Genomic DNA, 13,297 nt, shown 5'->3' with positions numbered 1-13,297 from the left:
CCAACACAGAAAGAGCTTCGGGCTACGATGTCCAAGAAATTACAGGAAGCTATTAAACATCCAGATCCAACAGTTGCTGCCGGGAGGAAGTCAGCTATCAAGAGATGGGTGGGAGTCCTTCAAGATAACTTTATGGAGCACATAAAATACTTTAAGGGTGATAAGTTGAAGTTTTTGCACAATGTATTCCAAGATGAAGGTTGCTGGTCAGGTGTAAGGTTGGATAATGCTGCTTTAGGTCAAAGGTTTACTGAAGCAAAAATAGGTGGAATAGATAATCCACTTCGCAAATATGAGATGGCTTGTAGTTACTGTGTGGTAGATAAAATTCATCCACTCTTTCAAAAAAGATTTGAATCTTATAGGAACAATTTTCCTCCTGGTGCATTTGATGGTAAAACTGAAACTGAAATTGGCAAATACGTACGAAACTCGTTACTAGATAGCATAAAGAGGAAAGGTCCTGTGTTTGATTTCTGGATCGATAGAGAATCTGGGGGATTAAAGCAACCAAGTAACGCGTCAGAAGGTTTTGACAGTGCTGTAAAACTTAAGTGGAGTGAAGGGGTAGAGTATTTTTATAATCATTTAAAAGAAGAAGATAAGGAAAAGAAGCTCACAGAAGCTATTCTTGCTCTTTCTCGCGTTCAATCTGTTGAGAAAGACGCCCCTATTTTAGATTTTTGTGTAAATAAGATAGTCGATAAAGATACTCTTTTACAGAAATTATCACAGAAAGATAAAGGAGTATATTCCCTTTTTGCTGAATTAATAGAGTCATGTTTTTTTGATACGGTTCATGATTTGGTACAGTGCTGGTGTTATAAAGAAGTTTCAGCAAGAGGAGACTGTTCGGACAAAATATTCTCACAGCGAGACTATGAGCTTTTTCTTTCCTCTCTTTCAGATGTGATGTTGAAAAATCCTGAATCAAATGTTCAAGCTAGATCTCTTATTATGGAATTTTGGGAATGTGGTAGCTTGTATCAATACAGAAAAGCTGCTGTTAATACTTCTAATTATACAGTTCCTACAAGTGGTGTATTTGCAGAGTTAATAGTCAATTGGAGACGAGAAGACATTTATAAGACTGATGAAGAAAAAGAAATAGAGAAAAAAGAAATATTAGATATGATGTCATTTGCCAAAGATTGCTTTCCTGAAAAGTTTGAGCTCTTTAAAAAACTAATAATAAGAGACCTTAGATTATGCGGTAGGGAAGGTAAAAGAGTAAATGTAGATTACGGTCTGTTTGCAGAAGAATTATTCTCTGAGTTAGAGAAAACAATTTTACCACCTGGAGGTGATGGTCCTTGTAGTAATTTGCGATCACGATCTAAAGCTCATGGTAGTAAGAAAACAACTTTGCCAGTAGATGATAGTCCGCAGTCTGAGCTTGGAACTCCTAGTGTAAGTGGTGTTTCTTCTTATAAGAAAAAAAGCATCTTTACGCTTAGTGGTAATAAGTAATCCACTTATGAACTCTTGGTGTTTCTGGTCGTAGTAAATAAGGGGTATTTTGTATGAGTAATGGTGATGGACTTATTAGGAGTTTGGTGGATGGAGATCTTGAAGGATTCAGACAAGGATTTGAATCTTTTTTAGATCAATGTCCATCTTTCTTGTATCATGTAAGTGCAGGTCGTTTTCTTCCTGTATTCTTTTTTAGTATGTTTGCTACTGCACATGATGCTAATATCTTAAAAGCAAATGAGAGAGTGTATTTTCGTTTTGATAATCATGGTATTGATACAGGTGGTAGAAATAGAAATACAGGGAACCTAAAAGTCGCTGTTTATCGTGACGGACAGCAAGTTGTCAGATGCTACAGTATTTCTGATCGTCCTAATAGTGATGGGTTGAGGTTCAGTACAAGGGAAAGAAATGCTCTAGTGCGAGAGATTAGAGGGCAAAATCCAAATTTAAGGGAAGAAGACCTAAATTTTGAGCAATACAAAGTATGCATGCATGGAAAGGGCAAGAGTCAGGGAGAGGCAATTGCAACGGTATTCGAGGTAATTCGTGAAAAAGATCGTCAAGGTAGGGATAAATTTGCCAAATATTCAGCATCTGAAATCAATCTTATTAGACGGCTCTTAGGAGATCACAGACTAACAATTAAGGAAATAGAAGGAAGACAACTCAATCAAAATCAGCGTAGACAACTTGGTGAGTTGGTCAATTTTGTGCAAGTTGCACCAGGTCAACAAAGAATTGACGGTTTTATAGAAATGCTGGCGAGTAACGAAGAACTAGATGTAAGAGATAGAATGTACGAAGAAATTGTCCCATACATAGCTCGCATCTATCATAATTATAGGCAGGAACTGGAATATAATATTGAAAACCGCAATCAAAAATTTGAGAGTCACGGGTTTTTATTAGGTTTCTTAGCAAATTTTAGTCATCGCTACACAATAGGCATCGATCTTGACTTATCTCCTAGAAACTCACATGTTGCATTTCTTGTACGTCACCAAGCAGAAAGAGAAAATATTCCTATTGTTGTTTAATCTTGCTACAAGGGCACCGTCCAATATCGCATTAAACCGCGCCAGAAGTCACGCTGAAAGATTGCATGTTTTTTCATTTATACCTATCCATACTGAATCAAGAAATACTGTCTGTGTTGGATTAAATTTTAATTTAAATCTAGATCCTTTTAGTGTTGATACAGTAGGGCTTCAACAGGATAGATTTCCTTTAGTACAAAGATTGTTTGAGTATATAGAAGATGAAGAGGTTGGAGAGAATATTAGAGATTTCTTGCTTCAACATCTTCCTGGTGAAATACCAAGAAATGCAGATAATTATAACAGAGTATTTGATTGTATAACTGGTTTTACTTTTGGAAGTAGTGCTTTTGATAGGCACCCTTTAGAACTAGAAGAAGAAGACGAAGCACCTATAACAAAATACATATTTAGACATGGTGATGAGGGTTTAAGATGTTTAACTATGGTCTTTCATGCTGAAGGTTCTGGTATAGTTATACTTCATATTAGAGCTCACGATGCACAACAACAAGGAGCAATCAATTTAGAAATCTTAATATTAATGGAAATAATGTTCATGTATGGGAAGTTTCATGCACACTTAATGACCAATTTGAGCTAGATATTGATCAACCAAATGACCTTGGTTTATATCACGATTACCAAAATAATAATGCAAATAATTTTCTTGATGGTGATCTTGCACAAGTACCTAATGCTGAAAATGTACATGGTATTTCAGAAAGGGTTATGAATGATGGCTGGCAAGATGTAGGTCATCATGGAGAGCTGTTTCAAGAGATCTCTGGAATATTGATGCCACTTAGGGACGCAATAAATGTTAATAGTGAGGATAAGTTTCGTTCTATACTACATGGTACATTTTATGCTAGTGATAATCCTTATAAAGTGCTTGCTATGTATAAAGTTGGTCAAACATATAGTTTGAAAAGGGGTCAGGAAGAAGAAGGAGAAAGGGCAATACTCACAAGAATTACAGAACAGAGATTAGACCTTTTATTATTAAGGCAACCTACAGCAGATACTCATCCAATTGGATATATATTAAGATTTGCTGGTAATGCAGAAGAAATAATACAAAAGGAGAATAACGCAAAAGATCAAATAAAAGAACTTATAAACAAGCAGAGAGGATATGTGCCTATTACTTCTGGAAATGAGGTGGTTTTACTTCCTCTTATATTTAATGCAGGTGCAGAGAGAGTAGAAGGTCTTATATCTATTCCAGAAGGAATAGGAAGAGAAGAGTATGTACATAGACTTGATCGTGGTGGTCGTGACTCAAGACCAGGAGTATTAGTGGGACCTGAAAGTGTTATTGATGAAAATCCACCAGAGGGTCTATTATCAGATCAGACTCGTGAAAATTTCAGGCGCTTTTACACGGAAAGAAAACCAGGACAGAACTCGATTTTTTTGCTTGATATAGATGATAATCTGCACGTTCCATTTAGTTACTTGCAAGGTACTAGAGCACAGGTAATAGAAACATTAAAGTCAAGAATAAGGAGAGGTGATAATTCCATTCCTACAGCACAAGAGATAAGAAGACAAATAAGAGATATTCTTAGAAATCAAGGGATAGAAGTAAATGATCTACTTACGCTAGAATTTGCGACGAGAAATGGACATTATGATTACTGGCTACAACAAATTGATATAGCTCACGCTGGAAGATTGCGATATCAGCTTCGTACTGAAGGTAATCACACTTTTGAAGTAGCTAATTTGGCAAGGAATGACGGTAACGAGCACATTGTTAGAGTATTAAATCAATTTAGGGAAAATGAAAAACAACAGCGTTTAACTTTAATCATTACTTTAAATAATACTCATTGGGTTACACTAGTGATTGAACGTCAAAATGGGAACTATGTTGGGTACTATGCTGATTCAACTGCTACTGCTGTTCCAGGTGGTATTACTGATATCATTCAAAATAACTTAGGAAATAATATCAGGATTAATAATGTTTCTGTTAGTCAGCAAACAGATGGTTGGAATTGTGGTTTATGGGCATTAGAAAATGCTAGTGATATTAATCGAGTTCTAAACGAAAATCCTGTTGGGCAAGTGCAGAATATCATAAATATAATACGCGATTTTCTTGGAAGAGGCCACCCAAACAGAGATAGAAATTACTTTCAGAACATAAGAGTGGGCATTTCGCAATTATTCAGGAATAATCCGGGATTTCAAGATGTGCAATTGCAAGCATACATTCAAAATAGAGAACAAATTGATCCATTACTACGTACTTATCTAGAATTAGGATATCACAGAGTGGGAGGAGGCTGTGGACCAGTAGAAGCACCTATATCGCTTGGTGTTAGTGATTCCAGTAATTTTGGTGACCTGCCACAGTCAAGCTTAGAAAGTCCTGAAGCTAGTCGTGTTTCTGACCTTAGCCAAGGTAAAGGCGGTAGGTAGAGGTAATCGGTAGATGAAAGGAGTGTAACAAAAACCTTATGCATCAAGTAAAGATTGTGAGCAAATTTAAAGAAGTTAAGGTGGGTAACCTGTTTTTTTCTACTTGCAGCAATGTTTCAAAAAGTATATGTGTCGAGTTGGGTAAAGTTGAAGGAGGTTCTTAAATGAGCAACTATTAATTTGGTAGTGTATAACATTAATAAATTTAAACGATGCAACCATTTCTAGCAACCAAAACCAGCCAGCGTGAGAACAATTTTTTTTTGGAATGGGTAGGTCTTGCAGCACACTACCCCTAGATTTTTCACTTTTTCATATAGCTTGAACAAACTTTTTCTAACTCATTCATGTTTGTACTTTAACATATTTAATAATTGAAACGACGTCTATGAGTCAGATACCGCCCATACCACTACACTTTGGGGATGCACATCAAGCCGATAGTAGTTGCATATTCCATACACAAGGAGCTAAACTTCAACAAGCCTAAGTTCTGCAGATGTATGTTTCTTCACATTCGATTCTCTCTATTTTAGCACTGGGCTTTAATATCATATATGTAGTCCCACCAACCGCTAACGCAAGTGTTGTGGCTGCAGCAACCGCCCCTACTATAGGCAGAAATCCAATTGTAAATACTGTTGCAAAAATGGTTGTCGCAGCTATACCTAATACTGCTGTTGATCCGCCACTAACAAGACCCCACTTGGTTGCATTATATTCTTGTTGTTTTATTTCTGCTTCCCCGAAAAGCTGTATTAAACTTTCATCTGTGGCTAACTCTCTTGGAGTTTTACCATTAGTGTCTTTTAACAAAGGATTTTCCCACTTTTTCAGTAAAGACTCTGCTACTTCTGTGCAGTCATAAATAGCAGCTAAATGTAAAGGAGTACGACCTTTTAGTAACGTATGTGCTCTATCTTCTACTACACACCTCACTAGATGCTCTACAACTTCTTTCATACTTGGTTCTTTTCCTATTAAATACTTAACTACCTTTGTGCAATTATTATAGAAAGCACTATGTAAAGGAGTATTTCCGTCTTTATTCACTACATTAAGATCTGATCCTTTTTTCACTAGAAGTTCTATTATGTCTATATGGCCATTTGCAGCAGCTAAGTGCAAGGAAGTATTTCCGTCTTTATTCACTACATTAAGGTCTGATCCTTCTTTCACTAGAAGTTCTATTATGTCTATATGGCCATTTGCAGCAGCTAAGTGCAAGGAAGTATTTCCGTCTTTATTCACTACATTAAGGTCTGATCCTTCTTTCACTAGAAGTTCTATTATGTCTATATGGCCATTTGCAGCAGCTAAGTGCAAAGAAGTATTTCCGTTTTGATCTTTTATATCAACACCTGCTCCTCCTTCTAACAGTAATTTTGTAACATTTATATCCCCAAAATTTGCAGCAAAATGTAATAATGTATATTCTTTTGTATGGTTAGAATCATCTTGTACTTTGAAAATGTAATTTATATCAAACCCATGGTTTTTCCACTGATTACATTCATGCATTATATGTTTTATACTACAACGCTCCTGCTCTAACTCTCTGAGCTCATTCTCATATTTCTTGAATTCCATATTAAATTTTGCTTCGCTATCTTTCAAACTATTATTATACCTTTCATATTCCCAATCATAATCAGGTATAGCATGTCTAGAATCATAATTGGATTTACTACTATTGGCATTGTTATGCAGCTCCTGTAACAATTTACTATTGTGCTGGTAGTTTAACGACTGTATCTTTCTGCCATAGTTTTCACTCAATAACTGTGTCTCTCTGTTATAGTTTTCATCCAATAGCTGCATTTTGTGGTGAATAGATTCACTAGATTCATTAATTTCGCTTGACCTTCTTGAATTATATTCTTGTAATTCATTTGCTATTCTTGTAGTTGTGTTATTGCTGTATATACTTGGATTTTCCTCTATCCCCTACAATATTATTTCAAATTCATTCTTCATAAAGTCTATCATACCTATACCTCAAAATTAAAAACACATGCCTAAATTGTACACGTATTTAATAAAAAAGCAAGTTTTTGCTTGTCAGTTCTAATTTCTTATATTCTTTTCTTCTGTCTTTTTCTTAATTATATGTATGTCTTTATGTAGATATTAAAACAATATTTCTACTATTCCACAAACCAATAAATGCAACAGAGAAGAAGTTGCTTTGGAATCGGAAGGTCCGCTGCGGAGGCTTAAGACCTGCTGCAAAAGGAAAGCCCAGTTTTTGTGGTAATTATGATCTTTAAAAAAACCACGTTTAAAAATACTTCATACAAGCGAGGAACACCTCTTCTTGTTTTCGCAGCAGGTCTCCATGTATCCTTCTTTAATTAAGAGACTGACTAGCTCCTTGAGTTTGTTCAGTGCTTGGGCACTCAAGGTTACTATTTATATCTTTATTTTTAACCATCTCTGCAAATGTCTTGACTTTCAGTGTAGGAACATGTCTTGTTGTAACATCTTCGAAGTCTACAAAGTAAATTAGTGTATTATTTCGTACTCCTGTTCTTTATACCAGTAAATGTCATTGCTTGAAAATTACTTCCATAATGCGTCGATAAAGCATCAATCAATGGTTTATGATTATGTAGAAATATTCTTTTTTCTATTTCTGGCATTATCTGAGCTTTAAGTTGTATATTCTCTGGACTGACATATAGGCCAGTAGCTTCCAGTTTTGCTATGTGATTTACTATTAACTCAGCATTGTCTATTTTATTCGAGATAATAACGCAATTTAAAGGAGTATTGCCATCACCATCTATCACATCAATATTCGCTCCTTTTTCAAGTAAAGACTCTATCACACCTTTTTGGCTATGTTCAGCAGCCCAACTTAAAGGAGTATTGCCATTATCATCTATCGCATCAATATGCGCCCCCTCTCCGATTAAAAGCTCTACCACTTCTCTTTTGCCACTTAAAGTAGCAGCATGTAAAGGAGTATTTTTACTCTCATTCACCGCATTAATATTCGCCCCTTTTTCGATTAAGAACTCTACTACTTCTCTTTTGCCACTTAAAGCAGCAGCATGTAAAGGAGTATTTTTAACCTTATTCACCGCATCAACATTCGCCCTTTTTTCGATTAAAAGCTCTACCATCTCTCTTTTGCCACTTAAAGCAGCAGAAAATAAAGGAGTATTGCCATTATCATCCACCGCATCAACATTCGCCCCTTCTTTGATTAAAAGCTCTACCACCTCTCTTTTGTCACTGAAAGCAGCAGCATAATGTAAAAGAGTAGGTCCATCTTCACTTACCATATTAATATTTGCCCCTTTTTCGATTAAAAGCTCTACCATCTCTCTGCCACTTAAAACAGCATAATGTAAAGGAGTGAGTCTAAGTTGCTGAATATTCGCTGCCTCTACTACCCCTCTTTCCCTTGTATTACTTAAAGCAGAAAGACGTGAAAAAGCTTTTTCACCCTCATCTACCGCATTAACCTCTGCTCCAGCTACTATTAACTCCTCAATTTGCCCTATATTACCCTGTACAACAGCATTAAAAAGTTGTTCATTTAACTCTCTTTGTTGTATTTCGTTCATAAATTACCTCTAATTTGTTAGTATGCTAGATGATAATGCAGTATAAATATTTGATATTTATTAATATTACTACACTTACATTATATATAAAATTTTTAATTCAATTCATCATCACCTGCACCATCAGCAAGCCAAACGCCTCCCTTTTTTCGTTGAGCGTCATAAAGCTTTTTCTATATACTTCCACAATCTTTGCCTCTTTTCCATGAGAGTTTCTATTGTATCTTTGTCATAAGATGAGCACAAACCTTTTTTGCTATAAATTTACCTTAGTTTTCCTTTTTATCCTCAAATGAATTGGTATTAATTTAGTAAAATATATTACTAATAACCTAACCGATACAACCACTTTCAGCAACTTAAAATAACAAGCGTGAGAACAAGTTTTTTTGGGATCAGTTGGTCTACCAATTGTACCATACGAACTTTTTTATATGGTAATTTGATTATGCGCTAAAATCATCTACATTGGCTCACTTTAGCCATATTTACATATGAACCAATTTGTCTAAACCTTGTTGCAACAATTTGAAGCTTCTATTTCCACGATTCTATTTTACGCAACGCATTCTCACAAATATACGATCATTTTTATGTTTTTTGGAGGAAGTAAATAATTAAATTCTCGTTGATACTAAAAAGTGTAGTGTTTTGTTAAATCAGAACGGACTTTGCAATATAGTTTAATAGCGCTTTAGTATACTCTTTACATTGGAGAATTTTGATGTAAATTACGTTTCCAATCCAATTTAGAAATCAGCAATATATATTGACAAAAGTTAGGGTTAATGATAACATAACAAAGAGAAAATTATCAGGAAATTTATGCCGCCAGTTAATGATTATACAAGTATTAACACACCTAAACGTGTTATTAACTTTGATATTGACTATTATGAAATATTGGGAGTAAAGGTAAATGCCAGCCTGGATGAGATAAAAAATGCATATAGAAATTTGGCAAGAAAACATCATCCAGATAAAAATAGTAACAAAGAAACAGCAAAAAAAAATTTTCAAAAACTTGAAGAAGCATATAGCATCTTGAAAGATTCAAAACAAAGAGCGGAGTATGATGAAGAAAGGATATCCAATGAACGTCTTGGAAATGAATTGTTCGGAGCCATTTCTTCTAAAAATTTAGAAAAAGCAAAAGACCTAATACAGAGAGTGAAGAACTTTAGTATGTTTCGCAATCAAAAAGTGATATTGACTTGTTTTGCTATGAATGCCTGTGAACATAGCAATTGGCTTAATTTTTATAAAGACTTTTTATTACGAGACAGTAAAAAAGTTGATGCTAATATCTCTTTTAAAGATAAAGCTTTAAGCCATATATGCAAAAACTGCTCAGGCATGATAAAGGCTAAAAGATTTTCATTAAGGGATGAGGTTATAAAATCACTATTAGAATACAGAGCTGATGTTAATAAAGTTAGTCAGTCAAAAGATAAAGCACCTATTTATTACGCTCTGGAAGATAATGACCATAATTTAGCAAATTTGCTTTTTCAGCATGGAGCAAAGATTAATGTTACTGCTGAGTTAGAAAAAGCAGTTATCGCTAATAGCTGTAAATATACAAAAGAAACGATAAGGATTCTGTTGAAATATACTTCCCCTGAACAAAATACTGAAATACTAAAGCATTTTTCAAATAATTCTATCTTACAAAGTGAAGGTATTGAAATTGTAAAGTTGCTTTTAAATAAAGGAGCTAATCCTTTTCTTGGAGAATTTAATGCAATGAAAATTGCTACTGATAAAGGTAATAGTAAGCTTATAGAGCTATTTAATTTAACACAGCAGGAAAACGATAAAGTTTCAGAAGGGTCGCATGAAAAATTCGATGTTTTGAACATTAAAACCCTTGATGAAGTGATAAATATTTTGAACGAAGCAGTCAAGCATAATGACTATGAGCAGTTAGACGAAGTTATAAATAACATAGATAAAGATGATGTGTTCATGAGTGGCCTGAATAGTGATAATTTTAAAGCCTTTTGTTCACGATACCTTAACTTGGATTTGCAAAAAAGGGACGATCATAAGTATATATATGACAATATGTTGTCAAAGTATAAACTTGATACAGAAAGTAATAATTGCAGCTTTTTAGTAGAAGAATTAGTGCTTCTAGCAATTGCAGCTAATGATAAGCTTACAGAAAAGTATCAGAGTAAATTGTTTGATCAAAAGGAACTGGAATCTCTATTACTGCTTGTAGGTCAACAAAAATACATTGATATTTTATCCGGCAGATTAAAAGAAAAAGATAACGGTATAAGAACTGTAAGCCATGCATTCTTTCCAACCATAGCATTAAGAAAAGAATTTAACCAACTCTTTACTGACCACGTTACTGAATACTTGAAAACATTAGAAGATGAGAATGTTGTTGATAAGATACGTAATATACTTAATTCGGCGTTATCTGTTAAAAATGAAGAGTGCATCAAAACGGTGCTATCTCCATCCCTAGAGGCTAAAGTTAGTGGTGCTAGTCTTTTGTATCTTGCTGCCCTCTACAGTAAAGAAGTAGCACAAGCTCTTTTGAATGGTGAAGTTTATGTTGACATTAAAGACGTTAGTGATATGACAGCTTTACACTTTATAGCTCGTGATGCACGTCAGACAGCTCAAAAAGATACCAATAACGGGTGGATGGAGTACATTTGGTCTTTTTTTCCTAATAGCAGCAAAGATAACGATGATGTAGCACTCTTTCTAGAAGGTGCAAAGTTTCTCCTTAGTAAAGGTGCTGATGTTGACGTCAAAGATAATAATGGTATAACACCTTTATACTTTGCGGTTTGCAATGGCAATTTGGAAATAGTAAAGCTTCTTGTGAAGAACGGTGCTAACTTCAACATTACATATAGAAATAGCACTGTTTTGAATTTAGCAAAATCATCCAAAACAGAGAAAAGAGAAGAAGTGATAAAATTCTTTAAGGAGGAAGTAGAAATAGAAAAGAAGCGTACACCTTTACATTACGCTGTTTTAAATGATAACAATGAAACACTTAATCTTCTTCTCAAAAAAAGATGCTATGATGTTGATGCTAAAGGTATTGATAATCGTACGCCTCTAGACCTTGCTATTCAAAATAGTAAACTAGAAGCTATTAAGCTTTTACTTAATTGTGATGCTAACTTTAATATTGGATATTTGCACTTAGCAATGCCAGATAGTGTTCAAACAAAAAAAATAGCTTGTCTTCTGATATCTAACCTTAAAGAGAGACTTAAGAAAACAGAAGCTGAACTTGCAAAGAAAAAAGAAGAGATGGAAAGCAAAATTGGAAAAGTAACTAAGCTTGATAATACTATAAAGGAGCTTAAGGAGACAAATGCTGGACTAGAAAGAAAGAATAGTGACCTAACTAGTCAGATAGATGATTTGAATAAAGAAAAAAATGTACTTGATTGCCAATTTGCAGAGAAGGAGAGAGTACTGAACAGAAATGTATGGAAATTAGAAGATCAGCTCAAAAAGCAGACGAAAGAGTTGGATGACGCAAAACAAAACTTGGATAGCAGAACTAGTGAAGTAGCTAAACTTGAGAGAACAAAAATCGAGCTAGAACAAAATATTAATAATCTGACTGGTAAAACAGCTCAACTTAATAACGAAAGAAATATACTGAGTAATACACAAACTCGATTAAAACAAGAGCATGCGGAACTTACAAAGGAAAATAAGCAGCTAAAGGATGTACAAGTTCAATTAGAACAAGAGCTGGAGAGTGCAAAGCAAAGCTTAAATGAAAAAATTAGTAAAGTGACTACACTTACTGAAGAACTTGAGGAAACAAAAACTCAACTTGCAGGAAAGGTGGAAGAGCTAAATATTGTAAATGAAAAGGTTTCGCAATTGCAAAAGAAGCTTGAGGGCATGGAAGTTTTGTTGAGACAAGCGAATAAAGAGTTAATGCAAGAGCAACAGAAGGCTAGTCAACTCAATGATCAAGTAGATAACCGTACTAAAGAACTTAAAGAGGCAAAGGCTCAGCTTGTAGACTTGCAAAACAACCTCGGTGATGCAAAGCAAGATTTGGCTAGAAAAACTAATGAAGTAGTTCAACTCACTGAGAAAAAAAAACAACTAAAGGGGCAGTTAAATACTGTACTTCAAAAGCTAGAAAAAGCTGAAAGCAAAAATAAAGAGCTGAGCACACAAAATGTAGCACTGGGGGATCAAAATAAGGAGCTGGAGAAGCTTAAAGATGAAAGTGAAAATAAAAGCCAGCAGCTAGAAGCACTTGAAAGTCAAGGTAAGCAGTTGAAGGGTCAAATTGAAAGTCTAAAAGCACAACTTGGCAACAGAAATCGAGAGCTGAGTAGCACAAATCAGAAGGTTGCACAGTTAGAACGTGAGCAAGATAGTATAAGGCAAGATTTAGCTGCAAAAACTAGAGAACTTGATGAAGCAAAAGTTCAATTTGAAGAGAATTTAAATGAAATACGGCAAAGCCTAAAAGGTCCAAGTCCAGACAATGGAAACAAAAAACTCTCAGCAGCAAGCGCCCAGGATAGAAAGCAAATAACCTATGCTTCTATTTCTTTTGTATTATCTGGAGCATTTGCTGTTGGTGCAAGTTTAACAATGTTTCATTTAGCAATCTGTATTACACTTGCTGTAGCTGCATTAACTTTTCTCGCAGTAGGGTGTTACTGTTCACATAAGGCAAATACAGCACTTAGTAATGTTGAAGTTAAAAATGGTGTTGATCCTGCTGTGAAGGTTTAAAATAGCTCAAGGTAATGAGAAACA

7 protein-coding genes are annotated in these 13,297 nt (G+C 34.8%); 5 read left to right on the top strand and 2 right to left on the bottom strand.

The annotated features are described in order from the left end of the window. The first annotated feature begins 27 nt into the window (after nt 1-27). The 4 genes from ACQH3L_RS03240 (at nt 28) to ACQH3L_RS03225 (ending at nt 4,946) form a co-directional block, all read left to right on the top strand. Nucleotides 28-1,470, top strand: coding sequence for a cytoplasmic incompatibility factor CifA (locus ACQH3L_RS03240; RefSeq protein WP_425384998.1), 1,443 nt, complete (start codon nt 28-30; stop codon nt 1,468-1,470). 53 nt (nt 1,471-1,523) lie between these two features. Next, nucleotides 1,524-2,513, top strand: coding sequence for a hypothetical protein (locus tag ACQH3L_RS03235; protein WP_425384997.1), 990 nt, complete (start codon nt 1,524-1,526; stop codon nt 2,511-2,513). Beyond that, nucleotides 2,503-3,117, top strand: a complete 615-nt coding sequence (locus tag ACQH3L_RS03230; RefSeq protein ID WP_425384996.1) for a hypothetical protein — start codon at nt 2,503-2,505, stop codon at nt 3,115-3,117. Before ACQH3L_RS03235 ends, ACQH3L_RS03230 begins: the two co-directional genes overlap by 11 nt. Nucleotides 3,118-3,245: 128 nt before the next feature. Beyond that, nucleotides 3,246-4,946 (top strand): hypothetical protein, encoded by a 1,701-nt coding sequence (locus ACQH3L_RS03225; RefSeq protein ID WP_425384995.1) that lies wholly within the window; start codon nt 3,246-3,248, stop codon nt 4,944-4,946. 486 nt (nt 4,947-5,432) lie between these two features. Here the strand turns inward: ACQH3L_RS03225 and ACQH3L_RS03220 are convergent, their stop codons facing one another. Further along, entirely contained in the window at nt 5,433-6,767 is a 1,335-nt protein-coding gene (locus ACQH3L_RS03220) for an ankyrin repeat domain-containing protein (protein ID WP_425384994.1), read from the bottom strand. A gap of 692 nt (nt 6,768-7,459) precedes the next feature. Next, nucleotides 7,460-8,521 carry an ankyrin repeat domain-containing protein gene (locus ACQH3L_RS03215; RefSeq protein ID WP_151808102.1) on the bottom strand — a complete coding sequence of 354 codons (1,062 nt, stop codon included), beginning with the start codon at nt 8,519-8,521 and terminating at the stop codon, nt 7,460-7,462. 825 nt (nt 8,522-9,346) lie between these two features. Here ACQH3L_RS03215 and ACQH3L_RS03210 point away from each other — a divergent pair. Next, on the top strand, nt 9,347-13,273 hold the full coding sequence (locus tag ACQH3L_RS03210; protein WP_236514645.1) for an ankyrin repeat domain-containing protein: 3,927 nt from the start codon (nt 9,347-9,349) through the stop codon (nt 13,271-13,273). Nucleotides 13,274-13,297 lie beyond the last annotated feature (24 nt).

Origin of the sequence: Wolbachia endosymbiont (group A) of Sturmia bella, assembly GCF_964030905.1 — a bacterium.
Classification (GTDB): domain Bacteria; phylum Pseudomonadota; class Alphaproteobacteria; order Rickettsiales; family Anaplasmataceae; genus Wolbachia; species Wolbachia pipientis.
Note: the sequence above shows the minus strand (reverse complement) of the source record. Positions and strands in the feature narration are given on the sequence as shown.

Bases quoted from the DNA above. Each gene is read 5' to 3' on its own strand.
- ACQH3L_RS03240 (WP_425384998.1), top strand. From the start codon at position 28: ATGTCCAAGAAATTACAGGAAGCTATTAAACATCCAGATCCAACAGTT.
- ACQH3L_RS03235 (WP_425384997.1), top strand. From the start codon at position 1,524: ATGAGTAATGGTGATGGACTTATTAGGAGTTTGGTGGATGGAGATCTT.
- ACQH3L_RS03225 (WP_425384995.1), top strand. From the start codon at position 3,246: ATGAATGATGGCTGGCAAGATGTAGGTCATCATGGAGAGCTGTTTCAA.
- ACQH3L_RS03220 (WP_425384994.1), bottom strand. From the start codon at position 6,767: ATGCAGCTATTGGATGAAAACTATAACAGAGAGACACAGTTATTGAGT.
- ACQH3L_RS03215 (WP_151808102.1), bottom strand. From the start codon at position 8,521: ATGAACGAAATACAACAAAGAGAGTTAAATGAACAACTTTTTAATGCT.
- ACQH3L_RS03210 (WP_236514645.1), top strand. From the start codon at position 9,347: ATGCCGCCAGTTAATGATTATACAAGTATTAACACACCTAAACGTGTT.